This window comes from Pseudomonas trivialis, assembly GCF_001439805.1.
Lineage (GTDB): Bacteria > Pseudomonadota > Gammaproteobacteria > Pseudomonadales > Pseudomonadaceae > Aquipseudomonas > Aquipseudomonas trivialis.
Genome location: NZ_JYLK01000013.1, coordinates 58,993 through 81,571, shown reverse-complemented (window position 1 = coordinate 81,571; position 22,579 = coordinate 58,993). Strand labels below are relative to the sequence as shown.

At 56.1% G+C, this 22,579-nt stretch carries 20 protein-coding genes; 6 read left to right on the top strand and 14 right to left on the bottom strand.

What is annotated here, in order from left to right; all coding sequences use genetic code 11:
* Positions 1 to 152: 152 nt before the first annotated feature.
* A complete protein-coding gene (locus TU79_RS18390; RefSeq protein ID WP_057009321.1) occupies positions 153 to 1,190 on the top strand; it encodes an Ldh family oxidoreductase in 1,038 nt (345 codons plus the stop codon).
* A gap of 32 nt (positions 1,191 to 1,222) precedes the next feature.
* On the opposite strand, the gene TU79_RS18385 is transcribed toward TU79_RS18390, so the two are convergent.
* A complete protein-coding gene (locus TU79_RS18385) occupies positions 1,223 to 1,543 on the bottom strand; it encodes an ElaB/YgaM/YqjD family protein (RefSeq protein ID WP_017738628.1) in 321 nt (106 codons plus the stop codon).
* A gap of 163 nt (positions 1,544 to 1,706) precedes the next feature.
* Here TU79_RS18385 and TU79_RS18380 point away from each other — a divergent pair, with 163 nt between their 5' ends.
* The gene (locus tag TU79_RS18380) at positions 1,707 to 1,961 is read left to right on the top strand and encodes a hypothetical protein (protein ID WP_057009320.1); all 255 of its coding nucleotides are present in this window, start codon (positions 1,707 to 1,709) and stop codon (positions 1,959 to 1,961) included.
* Between the two features lie 42 nt (positions 1,962 to 2,003).
* On the opposite strand, the gene TU79_RS18375 is transcribed toward TU79_RS18380, so the two are convergent.
* The gene (locus TU79_RS18375; protein ID WP_082638572.1) at positions 2,004 to 2,669 is read right to left on the bottom strand and encodes a helix-turn-helix domain-containing protein; all 666 of its coding nucleotides are present in this window, start codon (positions 2,667 to 2,669) and stop codon (positions 2,004 to 2,006) included.
* Positions 2,670 to 3,101: 432 nt separating this feature from the next.
* Here TU79_RS18375 and TU79_RS18370 point away from each other — a divergent pair, with 432 nt between their 5' ends.
* Complete coding sequence (locus TU79_RS18370; RefSeq protein WP_057009318.1) at positions 3,102 to 3,563, top strand: Lrp/AsnC family transcriptional regulator; 462 nt, start codon at positions 3,102 to 3,104, stop codon at positions 3,561 to 3,563.
* Between the two features lie 53 nt (positions 3,564 to 3,616).
* Here TU79_RS18370 and tldD read toward each other — a convergent pair whose 3' ends face one another.
* From tldD to TU79_RS18320, 10 genes are all read right to left on the bottom strand, one after another.
* Entirely contained in the window at positions 3,617 to 5,065 is a 1,449-nt protein-coding gene (gene tldD, locus TU79_RS18365) for a metalloprotease TldD (RefSeq protein WP_057009317.1), read from the bottom strand.
* Positions 5,066 to 5,086: 21 nt separating this feature from the next.
* On the bottom strand, positions 5,087 to 6,433 hold the full coding sequence (locus TU79_RS18360) for a TldD/PmbA family protein (RefSeq protein ID WP_057009316.1): 1,347 nt from the start codon (positions 6,431 to 6,433) through the stop codon (positions 5,087 to 5,089).
* An 18-nt stretch (positions 6,434 to 6,451) separates the two neighbouring features.
* Entirely contained in the window at positions 6,452 to 7,699 is a 1,248-nt protein-coding gene (locus TU79_RS18355; protein ID WP_057009315.1) for a thioredoxin family protein, read from the bottom strand.
* Positions 7,700 to 7,708: 9 nt separating this feature from the next.
* A complete protein-coding gene (locus tag TU79_RS18350) occupies positions 7,709 to 9,454 on the bottom strand; it encodes an ABC transporter ATP-binding protein/permease (RefSeq protein WP_197675628.1) in 1,746 nt (581 codons plus the stop codon).
* 30 nt (positions 9,455 to 9,484) lie between these two features.
* Positions 9,485 to 9,910: an ExbD/TolR family protein gene (locus tag TU79_RS18345; RefSeq protein WP_197675627.1), complete on the bottom strand. Its 426-nt coding sequence runs from the start codon at positions 9,908 to 9,910 to the stop codon at positions 9,485 to 9,487.
* Positions 9,910 to 10,641: a MotA/TolQ/ExbB proton channel family protein gene (locus TU79_RS18340; protein ID WP_231986836.1), complete on the bottom strand. Its 732-nt coding sequence runs from the start codon at positions 10,639 to 10,641 to the stop codon at positions 9,910 to 9,912. Before TU79_RS18340 ends, TU79_RS18345 begins: the two co-directional genes overlap by 1 nt.
* 39 nt (positions 10,642 to 10,680) lie before the next feature.
* Positions 10,681 to 11,457 (bottom strand): energy transducer TonB, encoded by a 777-nt coding sequence (locus tag TU79_RS18335; RefSeq protein WP_162276082.1) that lies wholly within the window; start codon positions 11,455 to 11,457, stop codon positions 10,681 to 10,683.
* 14 nt (positions 11,458 to 11,471) lie between these two features.
* A complete protein-coding gene (locus TU79_RS18330) occupies positions 11,472 to 11,843 on the bottom strand; it encodes an STN domain-containing protein (RefSeq protein ID WP_139136759.1) in 372 nt (123 codons plus the stop codon).
* A 98-nt stretch (positions 11,844 to 11,941) separates the two neighbouring features.
* Entirely contained in the window at positions 11,942 to 12,880 is a 939-nt protein-coding gene (locus TU79_RS18325; RefSeq protein ID WP_057009311.1) for a FecR domain-containing protein, read from the bottom strand.
* 14 nt (positions 12,881 to 12,894) lie between these two features.
* Complete coding sequence (locus TU79_RS18320; protein WP_057009310.1) at positions 12,895 to 13,407, bottom strand: sigma-70 family RNA polymerase sigma factor; 513 nt, start codon at positions 13,405 to 13,407, stop codon at positions 12,895 to 12,897.
* 423 nt (positions 13,408 to 13,830) lie between these two features.
* Here TU79_RS18320 and TU79_RS18315 point away from each other — a divergent pair, with 423 nt between their 5' ends.
* The gene (locus tag TU79_RS18315; protein ID WP_057009309.1) at positions 13,831 to 16,236 is read left to right on the top strand and encodes a TonB-dependent siderophore receptor; all 2,406 of its coding nucleotides are present in this window, start codon (positions 13,831 to 13,833) and stop codon (positions 16,234 to 16,236) included.
* A 177-nt stretch (positions 16,237 to 16,413) separates the two neighbouring features.
* Positions 16,414 to 18,459 (top strand): M3 family metallopeptidase, encoded by a 2,046-nt coding sequence (locus tag TU79_RS18310; RefSeq protein ID WP_057009308.1) that lies wholly within the window; start codon positions 16,414 to 16,416, stop codon positions 18,457 to 18,459.
* Positions 18,460 to 18,502: 43 nt separating this feature from the next.
* On the opposite strand, the gene TU79_RS18305 is transcribed toward TU79_RS18310, so the two are convergent.
* Together TU79_RS18305 and metC are read right to left on the bottom strand one after the other, a co-directional pair.
* Positions 18,503 to 19,993, bottom strand: a complete 1,491-nt coding sequence (locus tag TU79_RS18305; RefSeq protein WP_057009307.1) for a leucyl aminopeptidase — start codon at positions 19,991 to 19,993, stop codon at positions 18,503 to 18,505.
* Between the two features lie 59 nt (positions 19,994 to 20,052).
* A complete protein-coding gene (metC, locus tag TU79_RS18300; protein ID WP_057009306.1) occupies positions 20,053 to 21,231 on the bottom strand; it encodes a cystathionine beta-lyase in 1,179 nt (392 codons plus the stop codon).
* 334 nt (positions 21,232 to 21,565) lie between these two features.
* On the opposite strand from metC, the gene trxB reads away from it, so the two are divergent.
* Positions 21,566 to 22,528 carry a thioredoxin-disulfide reductase gene (gene trxB / locus TU79_RS18295; protein WP_057009305.1) on the top strand — a complete coding sequence of 321 codons (963 nt, stop codon included), beginning with the start codon at positions 21,566 to 21,568 and terminating at the stop codon, positions 22,526 to 22,528.
* Positions 22,529 to 22,579 lie beyond the last annotated feature (51 nt).

Below are 22,579 nucleotides of genomic sequence, written 5' to 3'. Positions count from 1 at the left end.
CTGGGCTGTCATCAGTCCGCACCGTAATGGCAGGCGCAGCGCCAAGGGTGTTACATATCTGCGGCAGACATTGACAGCAGCCACGGGCCGCGTTGTTTAATCGATGGTCTGGATTCTTGTTGCCTCTCCCAATTATAAAATCGGAGCTACAGATGTCTGCCCAGTCCCCGATCGTCGACCTTCCTTGCGCGCTCATCGGTTTCAACGACCTGGTGGCGTTGCTGCACGCCCTGTTCATCAAGCACGGCACGTCACCCGAGGTGGCTGCCATCCTCGCTCACAACTGTGCAAGCGCCGAGCGCGACGGCGCCCACAGCCATGGCATTTTCCGGATCCCCGGTTACCTGAGCACCCTGGCCAGTGGCTGGGTCAATGGCCACGCGGTGCCACGGGTGACAGATGTGGCATCAGGTTTTTTACGGGTAGACGCCTGCAACGGGTTTGCCCAGCCGGCCCTTGAAGCAGCGCGAGCGCTGCTGGTGGACAAGGCCCGCAGCGCCGGAATTGCCTTGCTCGCGATCCACAACTCCCATCACTTCGCCGCACTGTGGCCGGATGTGGAGCCCTTCGCCGAGGAAGGTCTGGTGGCGCTGAGTGTGGTCAACAGCATGACCTGCGTGGTGCCCCATGGCGCCGACCGGCCGTTGTTCGGTACCAACCCCATCGCGTTTGCCGCACCGCGTGCCGACGGGCCGCCGATCGTGTTTGACCTTGCCACCAGCGCCATCGCCCATGGCGATGTGCAGATCGCCGCACGCAACGGCGAGCGTTTGCCGCCGGGCATGGGCGTCGACAGCCTGGGCCAGCCTACCCAGGACCCCAGGGCGGTGCTGGAAGGCGGCGCACTATTGCCATTCGGCGGGCACAAGGGCTCGGCGTTGTCGATGATGGTCGAGTTGCTGGCGGCGGCATTGACGGGCGGCAATTTTTCCTTCGAATTCAACTGGGCGGATCACCCGGGCGCGCGCACGCCCTGGACCGGGCAATTGCTGATCGTGATCGACCCGAGCAAAACCGCCGGGCAAAGCTTCGCCGAGCGCAGCCAGGAGCTGGTGCGGCAGATGCATGCGGCGGGGTTGCGGCGGTTACCGGGGGATCGGCGCCATCGCACGCGGGCGAAGTCGCTGGAGGCGGGCATCGAGATTGACGCGAAGGCTCTTCAACAGTTGCGGGAACTGGCGGGAGAGTAAAAGGGGCTGCGCAGGGCGCGCAGCCCCGGCAATCAGTTGCGACGACCCAGCAACAGGCCGACCACCAGGCCGAAGCCTGCGGAAATCGCCACGGTCTGCCACGGGTGACCACCGATGTAGGTCTCGGTGGCATCCACCACCGGCTTGCTGCGCTCGCGCACGCTGGAGACTGAATCCAGCGCCTGCTTGAGTTTGATGGCAACCTGCTCGCGCAGGGTTTCGCCTTCTTCGCCCACCAGGGCAGCGCTGCTTTTAAGCAGCTTGTCGGACTCTTCGATCAGCGCCGTCAGTTCACTGAACGCTTGATCCTTGATTTGTTCTTCGACGGCTTGGGCGGCGGTTTTGCGGGCCATTGGGTAACTCCTTGCAGGTGAATGTGACAGTGAACAATGGAGTGTCTGGCGCTGGCAAAAGTTGCAGTTTTTTTGCCGGCTACCGGTTTGGCGCAAAATCCGAATCAGGATATTTCGACCTACGGTGTAAGATGGCATCTATTTGTACAGCAGGTAATTCAACATGAGCTTCAATCTCGCCAACAAGACCCTCGCCGAACGCGCCGAGCTGGAAGACGAAAAGTCCCGTCTCTATGACCTGTGGCAAAGCAACCTGGGCAAGGCCAAGGGCGAAGCCGCGCGGTTGTTCGGTGAGCGCGCCAAGCGCAAGGGCAAATGGGCCGAATGGGTACGCGCCGAGCTTGACGGCATGTCGCCTCCGGAGTTCTCCGGCATGGTGCGCAGCGAAGTCAACAAGCTGATGGCTGCGGCTAAATAAAACACGCCGCAATTGCCTCGCGCAGCGTGAGCAACATCGGGTTCAGCTGCGCGCGGGTGCGCCCTGGAGAGGGTCATTTTTGGAGTTGATAATCCCTTCATTGTACAATCGAGTTCCATTCGGAATACTCAGCGCTATACAAAAACCTTCGCTGATTAGTTTTTTTGCTTCCTCCAGAGCCTCAGAAAAGTCTGGGTAGCTCATCGCGTGCATAACCCCATCTGGACCATCTGTTGAGAGAATTGGGGTATTGGTAGAGGGTGAAATTGTGTGCACGAAATATACTTCCCTAACGGCTCGGCCTATTGTTTTATCCATAGCCTCGATGCTGCTGCAAATAGTGCGGTTACTGTCGATAATGAAAGCTTGTATCAATGGATGGTCGTGGAAATACCAGGAAGCCTGTGTAAAAGCGTCTGAGGTTTTCAGATAAAACTCTTGGCGTATGTCGGCATGTTTTTCAGTGGCTGAAGTGCGATAAAACCCGAGGGGAGCAATGACTAAAGTAATTGGCCCGTGATCAGCAGATTTTATATTGCTCGGCATGAGGTCATTGATTTTTTTTAACATCCGTTCTGGAATGGGCTCCTTTTCTGCCTCCCAGTGTTTAATAGTATCTATCGAAACTCCCAGAGCGTCCGCCACTTCCGTTTGGGTTAGACCCAGTGTTTTGCGACCACGTTTAAAAGAATTCCCGGGCGTTGGCATTTTTATAATCCCTTGTTTTTTGTGTATTTAGTATAGTGTTCCATAGCGGCAAATCAAGCGAGTGTCTTGAAGGGCTATGGTTTGGTTGTACGCTTTAAGTTCATGAGTTAATGATTTGGCGTTAATAAGTGCTCGCGGAGGTATCTGGTCGGGCGAAGGCTCATAGCCATTACCCTCATTAGGATAGTTGTCGGCGTGTTCAATGCTGATAGCGCTGGTTATAGTTTTTGAACCTGCAACGTTTCGCCGGTCCAGTCGGCGCGTGGGGAGGGTGTTGACAATGCCGCGACCGCTTGGAGGCGGACAGGCTATTAGGGCCAGGCACATTGCGTAGATTGTAAAGTCTGATGGCGCTCGGCACTTGTTTGTTGGAAAATGATGGGCGTCGAATCCATACGTTTACCGTTATCTAAGGCCAAGGCATGACACCTCATGGATAAACTTGATAGGGCAATACTGGACATTCTGCAGAAAGACTGCACGCGGCCGGTAGGTGATATCGCGGAGCAGATCGGCCTGGGAAACACGGCCTGTTGGCGGCGCATTCAAAAACTCGAAGAGTCGGGCATTATCCGTGCCCGGGTGGCGCTTTTGGATGGCAAAAAACTGAATGTGGGTGTGATCGTGTTTGTCTCCATCAAGACCACTCAGCACAATGCGGACTGGATCGATGGCTTTCATCGTGCGGTGTCATCGATCGAGGAAGTTGTGGAAGTCTATCGTATGGCCGGAGATACAGATTACCTGTTGCGTGTGGCGGTACCCGACGTGGCGGCCTACGATTCAGTCTATAAACAACTGATATGCGTTCCAGGGCTGTCGGATATCAGCTCAAGTTTCTCGATGGAACAGATTAAATACTCGACCAGTTTGCCACTTCGCTATGCGCCCTGATTCGCTGTATCCGAAGGCGGGGCGACCCGAGTCGCCCAACCTTCAGGTTTTTTTCAAGCGGTGCCGCCCACAACCAGTTGATCAACCTTGATAGTCGGCTGACCTACGCAAACCGGAACGCTTTGGCCAGACTTTCCGCACGTGGCGCCGCCGTTGTCCAGCGCCAGGTCATTGCCAATCATGCTTATCATCTGCAGGGTTTGCGGACCTGAGCCAGTCAGCGTGACGCCTTTGACGGGTCGGGTGATTTTGCCATTTTCTATCAAGTAAGCCAGTTCACTCTCGAAGGTGAATTGGCCATTTACAATATCCACTTGACCACTGCCGAGGTCCGCCAGGTAGATCCCGTTTTTCACACTGCTGATGATCTCTTCGGGGCTGTGTTCACCGGCCAGCATGAACGTGTTGGTCATGCGTGGCATGGGCAACTGCGAATAGGATTCGCGGCGACCATTACCCGTGTTGTGCTGCTTCATCAGCCGTGCGTTGAGGCTGTCATGCATGTAGCCCGCCAGAACCCCGCCCTCGATGAGTGTGGTGCACTGGCCCGGTTCGCCCTCATCGTCGATATGCAGCGATCCGCGTCTGCCGGGTAACGTCGCGTCATCGACGATGTTCACCCCGGGGCCGGCAACACGCTGACCGATTTTGCCGGAATAGATTGAGGTACCCATTCGATTGAAGTCCCCCTCGAATCCGTGCCCCATGGCTTCATGCAACAACATGCCGGGCCAGCCGGGCCCGATGACCACAGGCATGCTGCCGGCGGGTGCGGCTTCTGCTTCCAGGTTGATCAGCGCTGAGTCGACGACCCGACGAAGTTCCTGATCCACACGGGCATCGCTGTACAAACTGAAGTCGCTTCGACCGCCAATATTTCCCCCGGAACTTTCAAGACGTCCGTTCTGGCTGACGAAAACCCGCATTTGCAACACCAGCATGGGGCGTAGATCTGCGGCCAATCGGCCATCGTGACGCATCACCATGACCACCGAATGGCTCAACTGAAGGTGAGCGATTACCCGGCAAACGCGAGGGTCCAGTGCTCGGGCCTTGCGATCAATCGATTGCAGCAGGGCTATTTTTTCCGCTGTTTCGCAGGCCTGCAATGGGTCTTCGTGTCCATAAAAGCCAGAGCGCTGCACTGCTTGGCCTTTCAACTCAATACGCCCGTCGCCGTGCGTGGCGACTGTGCGAACCGATCGTGCAGCCTCCATCAGTTGCTGACGATCAATATGCTGTGAATAAGCAAAGGCTGTTTCATCGACATTCAATGCACGCAGGCCGAAACCCTGGTCGACGGAAAAACTGCCGGCCTTGACGACCCCGTCTTCCATCGACCAGCGCTCTTCGCGGGTTGACTGCAGATAGAGATCGGCATAGTCGACCCTATGTTCATGCACAGAATCGAATACCCGGTGCAGGTCTGAGATATCCAGGCCATGGGGCGCCAGCAGTACGTCGCTGGCCAGTGCCAGATGATTCACTTGATTTAACGACATAGTAGGTATTCCGTTGTAGGGCTACTGACCAGAAATTTGCATCTGTTCGATCAAAATAGAACCCGTACTGAATGGGCCTTGGCAAACGACGTCGCTGCCAACGGCAACGATGCCTTTGAGCATCTCCTTCAGATTGGCGGCAATGGTGATACCGGTGACCGCATGCTGAATCTCTCCGTTTTCGACCCAGAAACCTCGGGCACCACGGGAGTAGTCTCCGGAGATCAGGCGCACACCGTTGCCGGCCAGGCTGGTGACGAGCAGACCTGTGCCCAATTTGCGCAGCATGGCCGGCAAGTCGTCGTCGGCGCCAGTCGAGTGGCTGCTTAGCAGCAGGTTGCCGGGACCGAAACCATTACCGGTAGGTTCCATACCCAGTCGTCTGGCACCGTAGAGGGACAGTAAATATCCCTTGAGCACTCCGTCCTCGACCAGGTAACGCTGTTGCGGAGCAATTCCGTCGCTGTCGAAGTTCTTGCTGGCGTTACCGCCAGCCAGGTAGGGATCCTCATAAAGACGCAGATGGTCGGACATGACAGGCTGGCCGAGTTGGTCCTTGAGGAAGGTGGCGTTGGTGTACAACGCCTGGCTGCTGATAGCCTGGATGAAATGCCCGATAAGGCTGGTTGCAGTGCGTGGGTCGAACAATACGGCGCAGCGGCGGCTGCTTAACGCACCTTGGTTCAAGTAGGCAGCGGCACCCCGTCCGGCGTTCATGCCGATCTGTTCCACCGAGGGTAGATTGCGGGCGTCAGTTGCAGACTCGGACCAGTGGTCGCGTTCGGAGTATTGGTCATTACGCGCCAGTGCGCTGGCCCCCAGGCTATGTTGCGATTTTGCAACACCTTGATTAAAGCCTTCACTGGTAGCGAGCAAGAAGTAGGACTGGTGGCTGTTGACCCAAACGCCTTCGCTTTGTACCGATCCACCGGCACTCTCCAGTCCGCTTTCCAGGCGTTGGGCCAGGCCTACGGCCTGATCCTCATCGATGTCCCATGGATGGAACAGGTTCAGATCGCTATCGGGTGAGCAAAGCTGTTCGGAACGGGCTGGACCGGCTGCGGCGTCCTCGCCTGTATAGCGGGCGATCGCACAGGCCGCTTTAACGGATTGGGAGAGGGTGTTCGGGTTCAAGTCAGTGGAGTTGACAGAGCCTTGATGCTTGCCCATGAACACGGTCAGCGAATAGCCGCTGTGGGTCTCCCGCACGCGCGACTGCACTCGGCTCTGACGCATTGACAGCGACAGGCCCCGGCTTTGCGAGAGGCTTACCTGTGCATGGCTTGCACCTTGACTGCGTGCCAATTTGAGGATCTGTTCGGCGAGTTCCGCCAGGTAAGTGGGGCTGTTAGAAAATGCTGCAGTCACAAGACACCTCCGTTAAATTCAGTTGGGGTTGAATGGCGGGGCGCCGCGCATCAGTGTTGCCAGGTGATCGCGCATGCAATCCAGAACGGGGTGCAGGCCTTGCAACTCGTTGTCAAAGAACACTGCTTCTTTAAGCTGATAGGCTTCGTTTTCACTGAACCACTGTTCGCGGTAGGCATGAATTTCTTCCTGGCTGAGCTCACCGGAAGCGCTCTGTGATTGTTTTTCATTAAACCAATCCCAGCGACGCTGTTCGGTTTGACGGTCTTGCAGTGTCCAGTTGCTGAGGTGTTGGCCGATTGAATACATCACCGTTCTTGCGAGCCTGAAAACGACGGTCCAGCCATCGGCATTGTTGGCTGTTGGCGGCGGCGATAGCGTCGAAATCAATTCGGCAGTGTTTCTAACTGCTGGATCTGCGTGGTTGTTCAGCGCCTTCGCGCGCAAGGCCAGGTCCTTCCAATCTTGCTCTGAGAGGGTGTTCCCTGCCAGGTAACGCTCACAGAGCCCCAACCATTCGTTGCGCAAGCTTGTGATCAACGCCGATTGCGAAAGCAGGTTCTGCCAGTCAAACAGGGCTTCGCTCAAGAGCGAGTGAGTCAGACGAAGCGGCACATTGTTCAGATCCGATCCCGGCTTGAGTGCCTGCATGATCGGCTCAAGCTCAGCGCTTTTGATGGGCCTGGTGAAGTCCATAGCGATGGAGAAAGAAGCAGGAAGGCCGGTCAAACGCTCAAATATCACCGGGTCAGCCGAATGCACCCATGCGGCGCCTGGTGTGCCAGAACCTTCAATCCAATAGGCGTTATTGTCCGATATGATTTCTCCCTGCTGCGCATGGGCCAACAAGCGGTCGCAGAAAAACTGTTTAAGTTGGGGGTCACCATAAAATGCCCCGAACATTGCCGTATCAGTCGGGATTGCGGCCGGCTCGCTGAGCTTAATGTCGGAGTTGGCCATCCAGTCTTTAAGTTGTGTAAGCGTCTTGGTGCCGACCTCTCGGCTTATCTCCTTGCCGTCTTTAAATAGCAGCAATGCTGGAATGCCGCGCACGCCAAAACGAGCCATCGCCTCGGGGTATTTCTCGACGTCCATTTTCGCAATGGTGAGGCTTTCACCACCCAGTGCAGACAGTTTTTCCAGAATCGGTGCCAGCGTGCGACAAGGAGCACACCAGGGGGCCCAGAGGTCGAGCAGTACTGCCTTGCTGGCGCCGTAAACCTCAGCGTCGAGGTTCTCTTCAGTCACGGTGATGATGTCAGACATGATGTGCCCTTATTGTGAGAGTGTTAAATCGAGGGTGTGAGAGTGAAAGCGAGCCAGAGACTCACGGTGCGCAACGCTGATCAGAGTGCTGTCGGGCAGTTGCTCGATCAGGGTGGTGTAGATGCTGTGTTCGGTTTCCGGGTCAAGCGCGCTGGTGGCTTCGTCAAGGAAAATGAAGCTCGGGCGTTGCAACAGCACGCGCGCCATAGCCAGGCGCTGTTGCTCGCCACCGGACAGGGTTTGCTGCCAGCGTTCTCGAACCGTAAGGGAGTCGCTCAGTGCAGGCAGGCAGCAATCGATGAGTGCTTTGCGACATTGATCATCAGTAAAGTCGCTGCTGGTATGGGGATAACAGAGTGCATCCTTCAATAAGCCCGTGGGGATGTAGCTTTTCTGAGGAAGAAAAAGCGACTGACGGCCGTGGGGGAGGCAGATCTGCCCTGCGCCGTATGGCCACAAGCCTGCCAAGGCGCGCAAGAGAGTGCTCTTGCCACTACCGGAGCGTCCTTTGATTAACCAACGCTCGCCTTTTTCCACCGTCCAGCTATCAAGCCGTGCCAGCGCCTTGCCCTTCGGAGTGAACAGACTCAACGCTTCGCAATGCAGGTAGGGGCCAAGGCTGTTCAGGTGGCTGATTTCAGTCTGTTGTTGCTCGACCTTGTTGATGGCCCACTGCAAATCGCGCAAGCGATTGGTGAGGCCCAACCATTGGGTAAAATTGATATAAGCCTGAGGGAAAAAGGCAACGGTGTTGGAAAGCATGTGGTATGCACCAATGATGGAGACCATTTGCCCATAAGAAATCTTGCTTGTCAGCAGCAGCGGCAATGCAAGCAGTGTGGGTAGCAGGGTGAGTGAAGAAGCATAAAAGGTCTGGCCAAGCGTCACGGAAAACGTGCGCGTGAGGATGCGTATGGTATTTGCGCGGATACGGGCGAATCGTTCAACCAGGGAACGCTTTTCACGCTCTTCACCGCCGTAGAATGCAATTTGTTCAGCGTACTCACGTAACTGCATGCCTTGATGACGGAAGTCCGCTTCAACCGTTTGCTTATGCATGTTCAGGCCGATCAGATTCTTCCCGAGCCAGTGCGATATCAGTAACTGTAAAAATTGATAAATGAAGACGGCATAAACCATGTAGCCGGTAATGCTGAACTGATGATTGAAAACCTCGAATTCAAGTGCTCCGGCGAGGTTCCAGAGCACAATGCTGTAGGTGATAGTACTGACAACCACGTATGTACTTGAAGTGAGCAGGTTGATAGTAATCTCTACAGCCTGCCGAATATCTTCGGCGATTCGCTGATCAGCATTGCTGATCAGCCCGTCACGCTCCAAGGCGAAGTAGTGAGCGTTACATGTCCATTTGTCGAGGTGGACATGGGTCATCCAGGTCCTCCAGCGAAGTTCCAGGTATCCCGAAATGATAGTGCTACCGCTAGGCAGCACTCCGGTCACCACTCCCAACAGCAGACTGAAGAGGAATAGAGGCTTGAGCGCTTCCCAGTCCAATGCCACCAGAGCATCGGTCAGCTTGCCCTGGTATTCGTTTAAGGTGACAGCCCCTAAGGTACCGGCGAATGTGATGGTGAGGATGACGCTCAGCAGTCCTAACGCAAGCCACTTTTCGCTCGAGAACCAGAAAGGCAAAAGCACCTGGCTTATGCTTGGCCGCTTAGCGATGGAATGCCCCGACATTGATTCAGGTAAAGGCAGTATGTGTCCGTCTACTGCGGACGTCGAAGAGGTCATGATCATTACTCGTTAGCGGCGTTAGCGCAGTCAGTGACGGGGAGTGGCGTCGGTGACAAAGTCAATTTTCGACAGTCCGCCTTTTTGCGCAGTGGACAGCAACTGCGCGACTCGCTCGTAGCGAACCGCTTTGTCGGCATAGACGCGCAGTACAGGCGGCGATTCCTGTACCGCTGTTACCGCAACTTTCTGCGCCAACTGGGCGTCATCCACAGGCTCCTTGTTCCACAGGATGCTGCCGTCTGCCGTGATGGAGACGTCCACGCTTTTGTCTTGCACCGCAATGGTCTGGGCTTCACCTTTGGGCAGGTCGACCTTGACGGCCTTGTTGATCACCGGAAGGGTGATGATGAAGATGATCAACAGCACGAGCATCACATCAATCAAAGGGGTCATGTTGATGTCGTTCAGCAGGGCATCGTCGCTGTCGAACTGTGAACCTTGAGACATGCTCATCAGGCTCTGCCTCCCTGTTTGGCCGTCATCACGGTGACCTTGCCATCGGCTTGGGCTTGCTCGTCGGCTGCGTCCACGCACACCCGTGCGCCGGTCAGGAAGAAGGCATGCAGGTCATGGGCAAAGCGACTGAGCTGATGCACCGCGCCTTTGTTATGCCGGGCGATGGCGTTGTAACCCAGCACAGCGGGAATCGCGACGAACAGGCCGAAGGCCGTCATGATCAGCGACTCACCCACGGGCCCCGCTACCTGGGCCAGCGAGGCATCACCACTCATGCCAATGACTTTCAGCGCGTGATAAATACCCCAGACCGTGCCGAAGAGCCCAACAAACGGTGCGGTGCTACCAATGGATGCAAGGATCGCCAAGCCTGCCTGTAGCTTGGTGACATGGTCGTCCAGAACCTCTTTCAGGCAGCGGGCGAGCCAGTCACTGAGATCAAAGCGTTGATGCAACTGGGAGCTTCGCTGGTTCTGGTGAGAGTTGGCAGCGTGCCCGGCGATGGCCAGTTCCTGGAAGGGGTTGTGCTTTTTCCGACCCAGGCTCTTTACGCCTTCGACAAATCCGCTGGCGTTCCAGAAACCCAGCGCACGCTTTTTCATGCGCCCAAAGCGCAGCAATTGGACTGCTTTGATGAGAATTACGCTCCAGGACAATACGGACATGATCGTCAGGACGAACGCAATCGTTTTGGAGACGTAGTCGGCCTGTTGCCAGGCATAAGCCAATCCTAATTCCTGCATTTGATGTTACCTCTCAGGCTGATTTTATTGATTCAAACGGAATGACACGGGTTGCACTGCGCGCACTGCGATAGCTCGGCCGCTTTCCATGTAGGGCGTGCATGAGGCGCCCATTACGGCTTTGCGTGCGGCCTCATCGAGATCTTGATTGCCGCTGCTACGGGCGATACTGGCCGTCTGCACTTGACCTTGAGCGTCAATTTGCAAACGCACCAGGACATCGCCTTCAATCTTCTGACGGCGAGCCTGGCGTGGGTAATCAGGCGCAGGTACGCGACAGCCGACGGTTTGCACATCCTTGGGGCCGGACGCCGGCAGATCGAGCATCTTCTCGCTGTTGACGGGAGCTTCTCGTGGTGGGGCAGGTACCGGCTCTACAGGCTTGGCCTCGACAACGGGAGTAGGCTCGACTTTTTTAGGCACGGGCTTCGGTTTTGGTATTGGCTTGGGCTTATCAACGGGCTTGGGCTTTTCCAGTGCAACCGTGCGCTCGGCTTTCTCGCTGGTCAGCACTGGAGGCGCGGGCGGTATGGGTATGATCTCTGGCGGCACTTCAGGAGGGGGAGGTGGGGCGACCATGGACACCCGAACACTGGCGGCCGGTGCAGTGGTCAGGGTGATTTCCTTGTTGCTCGTCTGGGTCACCATCAGAGCAAATAAGCCCACATGCGCGATCACCACCACGCCGGCAACCAATAGCAGACCATATGGGAAGCCCTTGTGTTCTTTGGGCAGCGTGGGTTCCGCCTTCCAGGTCAGAGGGTCTACACCCTCTTTGAGGTGGACGTTCAAGTTGGTCATAGTCGGCTTACTCTTCATTCTTCCCCCACATAACGGGGTGCGGCGCCGCGCTTACGGACGGTCAGGGAACCGTTGCGGGTTTGCAGCGTTTCAAGGTCGCTGTCGATCAGTGCCAGCCCCATGGCCTGGCGCACGCTAAGGCGGCCGTTGATGGGTTGGCTTTGGTAGTCACGTGTGTTGTCGGGTTTGAACGAGACGGTACAACCACTCGCACGGCCAATCAGCAGAAGGGTTTCACTCAAGCTTTGAGCTTCAATGTGAAAGGGATAAGCCGCGTCCAATTCGCAACTCATGGCTTGGCGGCTGATGCAAAGCAACAAGAGCGCGAGCGCCAAGCGTAAAGGTGGGGCTGTGGTGGCGAAGCGAATACGTTGAGCAGGTTTCACGGCGGCACACTCTGGTTATCTCTATAAGGTCTGTGCAACCAGAAGATAAAAGTGACAGCGAGTGTGCGAGATTTTTTTGAGGTGGGAGGCGGGAAGGGTCAGGATTTGGAAATGCTGACCCAATATCCGCTGGTTCGGGTGATGACGACAGGCATCGTCTGAGCAAGGGCTTCCAGGGCGTAGTCGGTATTGTCGAGCGGGAAAACGCCGCTGACCCGCAGCTTGGCAGCTTCCGGTGATACCCGGACGATGCCTGTGCGGTAATCGCGGAAGGCCTCAATAAGGGTTCCAAGGGGCTGATCATTGACTTCGATGAATCCGTTGACCCAGGCGCTCTCTGAATTCACCGCAATCTGACGAGGAAAAATCCCCTGGTTATTAAACAGTACGCCTTGGCCTGTAAGCAGTTGGGTACTGAGGTTGCGAGCGCTGATTTGTGCGGCTTGCGAAAGGGCGGCAACCCGTGTGCCGTCGGATCTGACGGAGACGGTGAATGCACCGCTGTGCATGCTGATCTCGCCATCGGCCGTAGTAATCACCAGCGGGGTGCGTGCAGGCTGGGCATCAATGTAAATTTGCCCCTTCGTCAAATAGAGGTGACGACGATGTGCATCAAATTTGACGTCGACGCTGCTGCGCGCATTCAGGGTCAGCACGCTGCCATCAGCCAGGTGAGTGGTGGTGCGTTCTCCAGTGGCCGTATGCAAATCAGCCAGCAATCCGGTCAGCGGGGTATGTCGGTTGTAAAACCAGCCGCCGGTAGAGACGATCGTCGCGATGGCCAAAGCATTTGTCAGGAACTGACGACGACCGCCTGTACCGTTCAACGTTTTACGCAACGAGGGCTCGGCTGCCACCTGAGGGACATGGCCCAAGGCCTTTTCGATTCGGCGGCATGCCAGTTCGTGGCTGTGGTGTTCGGCTCGCCAGCGCTCGAAATCGGAACGCTGCGCGTCGCTCATCTCGCCCGAGTGGAGGTGCACCATCCATTCGATTGCCTGCTGCGCGACAGTATCGGGTGCAATCGGTTTCGACATCGTATGCTCCGCACTCAGGATTGCGCTGCAACCAGGTAGCATTGAGTCAAGGCTTTAGTCATGTATTGACGCACCATACTGGCCGACACACCCAATTTAACCGCGATTTGTGCGTAGGTCATGCCATCGAGCTGGCTGTACAGGAAGGCTTGTCGCGCCTTGCTCGACAGTCCGTCCAAGGCTTTGTCGATTGCCAGCAGCGACTCCAGAAGCAGGTGCTGCTCTTCGGGCGAAGTATGCACATGTTCGGGAGCTGACGCGAGTGCCTGCAGGTACGCCTTCTCCAGCGCTTTGCGACGCGACACTTCGTAGAGGACGCGATTGGCTATAGTCGTCAGCATCGCTCGCGGCTCGCGCACGCCTTCCAGCGTGCTGAGGGTCGAGAGCTGTAAAAAAGATTCTGAAGCGACATCCTCGGCATTAAATCGGCAGCCCAGGCGATAGCGTAGACGTTCAGCTAACCAGCGATAATCGCGACGGAAGATTTCGGTGAGTAAATCGGGTTTGCCAATCAGTGCACTGGACATGATTAGTCTTTCTCGAAAACGCTGACTCTTTATCTAAAATCCGCGCACATGGATCGTGGCGGCGCCTATGGGGAAAACAATGCAAGGCGAATGCCATTCTAATAATTCGCGTTGAATTCGAATTTTTTAATGGCTTTTCCAGGGCTTTCCGGGATATCTGGTTCAATTGAGTGCGCGCCAATCCATCCCGCACAATTCAAGTGCACACCCGTATTTCATGGCTTGTCAGTGCCGGGCTGATGCCGCAGGCAAGGAGGGCAGGTGAGTCAGCCTCCAGACTTTCTGAAAGGGATTGGGTTAGCTGAGGGCATCACGAAATTGTAGGGGTGTGGCCTTTTTAGTAATGGCACTGTCACTTTTTTTCTCTCGTTGCACAAAGTAGGTAACAAAACTCATAAACCTGCTCTGCCGTCGAGGATGCTGATGAAAAAATCCAATAGTCGCTACGCGTTGACGCCTTTACGCATAGCCATGGTATTCGCCCTGGGTGCTATCCCCCCCCTGGTGCTGGCGCAAGAAAATCCAGCAGCCACCGTGGCGCGCGAGCACTATGAGATACCGGCAGCGCCACTTAATACAATGCTGTTGAATATCGCACGGCAAAGTGGTCGCGTGATTTCATTCGAGCCAACGCTCGTTGCTCCCTACCAGGGGCGCGCAGTGCGCGGCAACATGACAGCGGAGCAAGCCATCGCGGCCTGCCTGCAAGGTACAGAGCTGGTTCTGGACGTGACGGCAAATGGTACGCTGACGGTGACGAGCGCGCCTGCGGTGTTGAATGTTGCCCCAACGAATATTACCGCCACCGATGCCCAGTTGCCTTCAATCGCGGTCAATGGCTCGGCGCTGAGTGATGATCAGCTCTATTACAACCCCTCCAACTCAAGCAGCGTTTCGAGAACTGATACACCTTTGAAACAGACCGCCCAGTCGGTTGACGTGCTGAGCGCAAAATTACTCAAGGATCGCCAGGCAACCAATCTGTCCGATGCGCTCAAAAGCTCACCAGGTGTTCAGCAAACGGTAAGCAACCGAGGCGGTGCTCAGTACAAGATTCGTGGATTTCTCGTCGAGAAGACCTCCACCAATGGCATGCCCAATGCCGGCGTAAATGGCAGTTCGATTCAAGGTATTGAACGTGTGGAAGTCATCAAGGGGCCGGATTCAATCATGTCTGGCAGTTCCACACCGGGCGGAACCATTAACATCATACGCAAGGCACCTGTTAAGTATGATGTGCGAACGCTGAGCCTGGAAGTGGCGGATTATGGTGAGCTCAAGCAGGGGTTGGACCTGGGGGGGGCACTGAATGAGGATCGTTCGCTGAGTTACCGCTTGAACCTGTCGAATATGAAATCAGACAATGCTTCTCCTGATTTTGACGGTAAGCGGGATGTCTTCGTTGCCCCTGCCTTGACGTGGGAGGGTGAGCACACGCGTCTGACGTTCGGTGCTGAGTACGGTAAACAAAGACAAGCGGCACCGTATTCTACGATGGCGCTTAACGGTAAGATTCAAAAATTGCCCACTTACCGCGTGTTTCGTAAAGACGATGGTTTTCGCAGCGAAAACAAGACCGGCTATTACGAGTTTTCCCAGGATTTGATTGATGACTGGACCTTCAACAGTAAGGCCACGTATGTTGATAACACCGACACCTTACGGTTATGGCAGCTCAATGCATTTAACCAGGACGGTTCCGTGGTCTTTGCGTCGCCTTTTTCCGCGGTCAACAACTCAAAATCCTGGAGCCTGCAGAACGATATCCGAGGCAAGTTCAAGACGGGCTTTATCACCCACAAAGTATTGGTCGGCGTCGACTATCAACACATTTTAACCGTTCAGAACGATCGTGACGTTCCTGGAGAGCGCGGGTCTTACCCGCAAGTGAACATATATGATACGGATTCCCTGGACCTTCTCCCGAAGGTAGGGGGGGCCACCTATCGTTCCAGCGACAGACGCACTCAGCAACGTGGGCTGATCCTGCAGGATCAGATGGATGTTGGTGATCGCACCCATGTTCTGCTGGCGGCCAAGAAGGCCAAATGGATTAGCGACGGGACTGTTTATTCGAGCGACGGTACCGCTTCCCAGAGCCCTCCCGACGTAGCGGAAAAATGGGTGCCCAATGTTGGCATCAGTTACGATGTTTCTCCGCAGATGACGGTCTATGCGAACGTCATTCACGGATTTAACGGATCGAGTGGTTATGACACTACTACCTTCCAGCTCCTGCCGCCGCTGACCAGCGAATCGAAGGAAGTGGGGGCGAAGTTCAGTTTCCTGGACGATGCATTGACACTGACCACCGCTTACTTTGAATTGCAGCAGGATAATGTCCCGCTCACTGATCCCATCACCAGGAGAAATATTGGCATTCAGTCACAGGAAAGCAAAGGGTATGACTTCACCCTGACCGGTGAACTGGTGCCCGGTTGGAACATCGCAGCGGGTTATACCCACGTGAAGTACGTCGTGCCGAAGTTGGCCAAGGGGGATACGTCGGAGTTCTCTTCCCAACCCGGCGACACGGCCACCCTATGGACATCCTATGAACTGCAGGAAGGGCGCTACAAGGGCTTCGGTGCAGGGCTCGGCATGGTTGCTTTCAGCAATGCTATAGGAGGGATTGGATCGGACTCCTACGAAATACCGGGGGGTGCCAGCACCGATCTTTCAGTCTTCTACCATGCGAAAGAATACTCGCTGACGCTGGGTGTCAAAAACGTATTCGACCGCACGCTTTATTATGGCTCTGGCACATCGGCTTTTATCCCGCTTCGAGAAGAGCGCAATGCTCGTCTGACCTTCGTTTACAACTTCTGACTGCGCCTCGCGAGTTGGCAGCCGCCGCAAGAAATTGCGGCCTTGCTGGACTTGCGATTCCCCCTGAATACGAAGCCCCTCATTGTTAATGGACACTCTCCAGTTCGACGATGAGCGTCGCCACCTTCCTGTCTTTGGCGCTTGATGCCTGATCTCTACCCCCAAGAGGAACACTGGATGCACACTGCCAATCCGCTGCTATCTGCCGGTGACTTGCCGGCTTATTCACTGATAAAAGCCGAGCACGTCGGCCCGGCAATCGATCAGGTGCTGGCCGATAATCGCCAGTTACTTGCACGGTTGACCGCAGCCAACAACAAAGACCTCAGCTGGGAGGGTTTCGTACTCTCGCTCGATGAGCTCCATGCCGCGCTGAACGAAGTCTGGAGTCCGGTCAGTCATCTGAATGCCGTATGCAACACACCGCAACTGCGTGAAGCCTATGAGGCCGCGCTCGCAAAACTTTCCGCGTACGGCACGGAACTGGGTCAAAACATGACGTTGTACAAGGGCTTTCAGTCCTTGTTGAACAGCCGTAATTATGTTGATTTCGATGTGGCGCAACGCTCGGTGATCGATCACGCCCTGAGGGATTTCAAACTGTCAGGCGTTCATTTGCCAGCGGCCGGTCAACAACGTTTTCTCGAACTCAACCTTAACCTGAGTGAACTGGGCAGCCTGTTTGGCAACAATGTCATGGATGCCACCCAGGCATGGAGCCGTTTGCTGACAGATGAACAAGCGCTGGCCGGCGTACCCGTGGCGGCCAAGTCCTTTATGGCCAACTGCGCAAAAGAGCGGGGACTGCAAGGCTGGCTGCTGACGCTGGAGGTGCCCTGTGTGCAGGCAATCCTCACGTATGCCGATGATCGAGCGTTGCGAGAAGAGGTGTATTTCAACAACGTCACGCGAGCCTCGGAGGTTGGGCCGAATGCCGGAGCGTTCGATAATGGCCCGATCATGCAGCAGATCCTTGAGGGCCGTGCGGAATTGGCTCAACTGCTGGGCTACGAGAACTATGCGCAACTCAGCCTGGTGAGCAAGATGGCTGACTTTGTGCCCCAGGTTGTGGACTTCTTGCGCGACCTGGCTGAACACAGTCGTGCAGGTGCGATGCAAGAGCTGCAACAGCTCAATGCCTTCGCTGTTGAACGGGGTGTCGAGAATGTGCAAATGTGGGACATCCGATATTTTTCCGAACTCTACCAGCAGCAATATTACGCACTGTCCCAAGAGGCATTGCGACGTTACTTTCCGGTCGATCACGTGCTCAAGGGCATGTTTGAACTTGTGGAGCGCCTCTACGGCATTCAGATCAACGAACTGACGGGTTTCGATACATGGCACCCCGAAGTGTGTTTTTTTGAAGTCGTTGAACAGGACGTGGTGGTGGGACGTTTCTTCCTGGACCTTTATGCGCGACCGAACAAGCGGGCAGGGGCGTGGATGGATGGATGTCGCAGCCGTCGGCGAGACAGACAAGGCGTGTTGCACGCGCCGATGGCCTATCTGGTCTGCAATTTCGCTCCGGCCATGCAGGGGGAGCCTGCCTTGTTGACCCATAACGAAGTAGTGACCTTGTTTCATGAGTTCGGGCATGGTCTTCACCATTTGTTGACCCGGGTCGAGCAGTCGGGTGTTGCGGGTGTCAATGGCGTGGCATGGGATGCCGTCGAACTGCCTAGCCAGTTTATGGAGAATTGGTGCTGGCAACCGCAAGTGCTGCGTGGCTTAAGTCGTCATGTGGATAATGGTCAGCCGCTGCCGGACGAGCTATTGAATCGGCTGGTTGAGTCGCGCAGTTTCCAGGCCGGTTTGGCGATGTGTCGTCAGGTTGAATTGGCGCTCTTCGATTTTGAACTGCATGCCCGCTCGCAGGTGCCTGACCCGACGGTATTCATGGCAGCGGTGAGTCAGGAAGTGTCTGTGTTGTCACCACCCGCTTATATCCGGTTTGCCAATACGTTCTCGCATATTTTTGCGGGCGGTTATGCGGCGGGTTATTACAGCTACAAATGGGCCGAAGTGTTGGCCGCCGATGCATTTTCGCGCTTTGTGGAAGAAGGATTGTTTAACCCGGTAGTGGGTAAGGCGTTCCGCGAGACCGTACTCGCCCAGGGTGGCGCAGAGCCTGCGATGGATCTGTTCAAGCGCTTCCGTGGACGCGAACCGGAAATCGGTGCGTTGCTGGCGTTGAGCGGCCTGGATCAGGCCCGGGTTTAACGTCTGCACCGGCCTGGAGGAGTCCAGGCCGGCGACTGCTGTGTCAGGCGTTCAGGGCGCAACGATCAATCAGGTACTGAGTCAATAGCCTGACCGGGCGGCCTGTGGCGCCTTTATCGGACCCGCTCTTCCAGGCCGTACCGGCAATGTCCAGATGTGCCCAGGCATAGCTGCGGGTGAAGTTCTCGAGAAAGCAGGCGGCCGTAATGCAGCCACCTGCGCGCCCACCGATATTGGGCAAGTCGGCGAAGTTGGATTTCAGTGACTCGTGGTAGTCGGTATCAAGAGGCATACGCCAGACGGTGTCGCAGGAGGTGCTGGCGGCAGCCAACAGTTGCTCGGCCAATGCGTCTTCCCGGGCAAAGAGCCCGCTGTGCACGTGGCCAAGGGCGACCACGCAGGCGCCGGTCAGGGTAGCGATATCGATCACTGCAGCGGGCTTGAATTGTTCGACGTAGGTTAGCGCATCGCAGAGAATCAGGCGGCCCTCCGCATCGGTGTTGAGCACCTCAATGGTCTTGCCGAGCATGCTGGTAATGATATCCCCCGGTTTGAGCGCGTCCCCGGCAGGCATGTTTTCGCAGGTCGGAATCACACCATAGACGGTCAACGGCAATTCCATTTCGATGATGGCTTTCAGTGTACCGAGCACTGAGGCAGCACCGCACATGTCGTACTTCATTTCGTCCATCGCTTCGCCCGGTTTGATCGAGATACCACCGGAGTCGAAGGTGATGCCTTTGCCTACCAGGACGATGGGCGCTTGTTCGGCGGGGCCGGCGTTGTACTTGACGATAATCAGCTTGGGCGCCTGCGTTGATCCTCGCGCGACGCAGAGAAACGCATTCATGCCCAAGGCTTGAATTTGCTCCTGTTCCAGCACGTCAACATGGACGTTGGCCGACGTGGAGAATGTGCGCGCTGTTTGTGCCAGATATTCCGGCGTACAAATGTTCGGCGGCAGGTTGCCGAGGTCGCGGCACAAGGTTATGCCGTGGCCAATTGCGATAGCCTGTTCCAAGGTCTGCCCGGCCATTTCCTGCTGTGTGGGGGCTATGAGCAGTGCGACTTCCTCCAGCTTTGCGCAGTGAGGTTCTGGTTGGCTCTTGAGGCAGTCGAAACGGTATTCGGACTCGTAAAGGGAGAGCACTGACTGGTTCAGGCTATCAAGGGTGCCCATCTGTTCGGCCAGGCACCACAAGACCTTGCGGCAGCGCGCAGCCTTTAACGCTTTGGCGGCAGACTCCACGACTTTTTTGACGCGCCGCGCGTCGGGCATTTCATTGTCGCCAAGTTGTACCAGCAAGATACGCCTTGCCGTCAGCGCGTCTGCATTGTGCAGCAACAAGGTGCTGCCAAGGGGCTCCGGCAGTTCGTTGAGGTGAAGAGCCTCATGCAAACGGCCATGACACAGAACGTCCAGTCGGGAGGCAACGTCGTTGAGTTTACGGATATGGACGCCGACAACGATGCAATCCATCTTTGCGTCGCGCAGGTAGTTGCTATCGAAGTGTTCGAGCAGGGCGAATTTCATTGGAGGCCTCAGAGTAAATCCCGCGACACCCTGGGGGGTGTCGTCAGGCAGAAAGAGTTTCAAGCAACGGCGACGCAAGGACTCGGGAAAGCGATGTCCAGGGCACGATGGAAGTCTTCAAGCAAATCGGTGACGTGTTCAAGGCCAGCATGCACACGAATGAGATAGCCCTGGCTGTCTGTGGGAGTACTGCGCAAGGGATGCCCCACGGGGACTACGAGGCTTTCGAAGCCTCCCCAGGAAAGACCGATGCCGAACAGCGTCAGGTTGTCGAACAGCCGGGCCAGTACCTCCGGGTCCGTTGTCTTGACCTCGATACCAAACAGCCCGCTGGCACCGAGAAAATCACGTTTCCACAGTTCGTGCCCAGGATCATTCGGCAGAGCAGGGTGCAAGACGCGAGCGATGGCGGGATGTGTCTCCAGGCTCTGCGCCAGCGCGACCCCCGTGGACCAATGCCGCTCAAGGCGTATGGGCATTGTGCGCAGTCCCCGTAGCGCGAGGAATAGATCATCCGGGCTGGCTGTCTGGCCGAAGTCATGGGCTCCGGCCTTGAGCAGCGGCCATGCGCGCTCGTTGGCCGTGGCAGTCCCAAGTAACGCATCGGAATGCCCGATAATGTATTTGGTGGCCGCCTGAATGGATACGTCTGCGCCATGATCAAAGGGCTTGAAATACAAAGGCGAGGCCCACGTATTATCGATTAATACGAAGGCCCCGACTGCATGGGCGGCTTCGCTGATAGCCGGAAGGTCGCAGACTTCAAAGGTCAGTGAGCCGGGCGATTCAGTAAACACTACGCGCGTATTCGGGCGCAGTTGTTTGGCAATGGCTGCGCCAACAGTGGGGGCGAAATACTCCACCTCGACACCGAACCGCGTCAGGACATTGCTGACGAACGCCCGCGTTGGGCCATAGATGTTATCCGTCATCAGAACATGGTCACCCGCTTTTACAAAGGCGAGCAGCGCATGAACGCAGGCAGCCAGACCCGAAGGAAAAACCAGCGTGGCATGGCCACCTTCCAGTTCTGCAACAGCCTCCTCGAAAGCGCGCGTGGTCGGTGTGCCGAAGCGCCCGTAATTGGCGTAAGGGTTGCCGTCCTTTTTACTCGCTTCCCATGCTTCGAAGCTTTTTGCGAGTACGGTTGAACCGCGAAAGATGGGTGTATTTACCAAGCCGCAGTACGCGTCAGGATTTCGGCCGGCGTGAATGTATCGAGTGGTGGCGTCATGCATGGTAATGGCGTCTTGGTTTGGGGTGTTGATAGATAATACAGACGCGGGCGAGCATGTTTTTTGCGTTTTTTTCGTTAAATAGATATTTAATAGGATATCAATCTAATAAAATTAGATTGTGAGAGTATTTTGTTCTATTTTGTGATTGATGAAACGCTCGCGTTGGCAGTGAGGTCTCCGATTAACGGGTGTCGGATGCGTAGAGACCCCCTATAAGCTGGATTGTTAATCCGGTTTTCCTGAGTCTCATCTCCTCGGTGCGTCTCGCCCATTATGTTCAGGTTGTTTTTTATTTCAGCCGTCTCGTAGTCCGGGCGGTTGATAGGAGTGAGTCATGTCTGCTACCCGTCATTCACGAGTGATTATTCTCGGTTCCGGCCCTGCCGGTTACAGCGCTGCCGTCTACGCTGCACGGGCCAACCTCAAGCCGCTGCTGATCACCGGCATGCAGGCGGGCGGTCAGTTGACCACCACCACGGAAGTCGACAACTGGCCGGGCGACGTGCACGGCCTGACCGGCCCGGTGTTGATGGAGCGCATGAAGGAGCACGCCGAGCGTTTTGAAACCGAGATCGTCTTCGACCACATCAACAAGGTCGACTTCTCCAAAAAGCCTTACAGCCTGACCGGCGACAGCGGCGTGTACACCTGTGACGCACTGATCATCGCCACAGGCGCCAGTGCCCGTTACCTGGGCCTGCCGTCGGAAGAAGCGTTCATGGGCAAAGGCGTGTCCGCTTGCGCCACCTGCGACGGTTTCTTTTACCGCAACAAGCCGGTCGCCGTGGTCGGTGGTGGCAACACCGCCGTGGAAGAGGCGCTGTACCTGGCCAATATCGCCAGCACCGTGACCCTGGTGCACCGCCGCGAGACCTTCCGCGCCGAGAAGATCCTGATCGACAAGCTGCACGCCCGTGTCGCTGAAGGCAAGATTATCCTCAAGCTCAACGCCACTCTGGACGAAGTCCTGGGCGACAACATGGGCGTGACCGGTGCGCGTCTGAAAAACAACGACGGCAGCTTCGACGAGTTGAGCGTCGACGGTGTGTTCATTGCCATTGGCCACACCCCGAACACCTCGTTGTTCGAAGGCGTGCTGGAAGCCAAGGACGGTTACCTGGTGGTGCAGGGCGGCCGCGAAGGCAACGCCACCGCCACCAACATCGACGGCATTTTCGCCGCCGGTGACGTGGCCGACCACGTTTACCGCCAGGCCATCACCTCGGCCGGCGCCGGTTGCATGGCGGCTCTGGATGCCGAGCGTTACCTGGACGGTTTGAAGGACGCAGCGTTCTGAACCCGTTGAAATAAAAAAACCGGCTGAAACACAGGCCGGTTTTTTTGTGCG

What these genes read in the sequence shown, in the direction of transcription:
- TU79_RS18370 (WP_057009318.1), top strand. Translation starts at nt 3,102, where the DNA reads ATGGATAAACTTGATAGGGCAATACTGGACATTCTGCAGAAAGACTGC.
- TU79_RS18390 (WP_057009321.1), top strand. Translation starts at nt 153, where the DNA reads ATGTCTGCCCAGTCCCCGATCGTCGACCTTCCTTGCGCGCTCATCGGT.
- TU79_RS18315 (WP_057009309.1), top strand. Translation starts at nt 13,831, where the DNA reads ATGAAAAAATCCAATAGTCGCTACGCGTTGACGCCTTTACGCATAGCC.
- TU79_RS18375 (WP_082638572.1), bottom strand. Translation starts at nt 2,669, where the DNA reads ATGCCAACGCCCGGGAATTCTTTTAAACGTGGTCGCAAAACACTGGGT.
- TU79_RS18335 (WP_162276082.1), bottom strand. Translation starts at nt 11,457, where the DNA reads ATGACCAACTTGAACGTCCACCTCAAAGAGGGTGTAGACCCTCTGACC.
- TU79_RS18310 (WP_057009308.1), top strand. Translation starts at nt 16,414, where the DNA reads ATGCACACTGCCAATCCGCTGCTATCTGCCGGTGACTTGCCGGCTTAT.
- TU79_RS18385 (WP_017738628.1), bottom strand. Translation starts at nt 1,543, where the DNA reads ATGGCCCGCAAAACCGCCGCCCAAGCCGTCGAAGAACAAATCAAGGAT.
- TU79_RS18305 (WP_057009307.1), bottom strand. Translation starts at nt 19,993, where the DNA reads ATGAAATTCGCCCTGCTCGAACACTTCGATAGCAACTACCTGCGCGAC.
- TU79_RS18325 (WP_057009311.1), bottom strand. Translation starts at nt 12,880, where the DNA reads ATGTCGAAACCGATTGCACCCGATACTGTCGCGCAGCAGGCAATCGAA.
- trxB (WP_057009305.1), top strand. Translation starts at nt 21,566, where the DNA reads ATGTCTGCTACCCGTCATTCACGAGTGATTATTCTCGGTTCCGGCCCT.
- tldD (WP_057009317.1), bottom strand. Translation starts at nt 5,065, where the DNA reads ATGTCGTTAAATCAAGTGAATCATCTGGCACTGGCCAGCGACGTACTG.
- TU79_RS18320 (WP_057009310.1), bottom strand. Translation starts at nt 13,407, where the DNA reads ATGTCCAGTGCACTGATTGGCAAACCCGATTTACTCACCGAAATCTTC.
- TU79_RS18345 (WP_197675627.1), bottom strand. Translation starts at nt 9,910, where the DNA reads ATGAGCATGTCTCAAGGTTCACAGTTCGACAGCGACGATGCCCTGCTG.
- TU79_RS18380 (WP_057009320.1), top strand. Translation starts at nt 1,707, where the DNA reads ATGAGCTTCAATCTCGCCAACAAGACCCTCGCCGAACGCGCCGAGCTG.
- TU79_RS18350 (WP_197675628.1), bottom strand. Translation starts at nt 9,454, where the DNA reads ATGACCTCTTCGACGTCCGCAGTAGACGGACACATACTGCCTTTACCT.
- TU79_RS18355 (WP_057009315.1), bottom strand. Translation starts at nt 7,699, where the DNA reads ATGTCTGACATCATCACCGTGACTGAAGAGAACCTCGACGCTGAGGTT.
- metC (WP_057009306.1), bottom strand. Translation starts at nt 21,231, where the DNA reads ATGCATGACGCCACCACTCGATACATTCACGCCGGCCGAAATCCTGAC.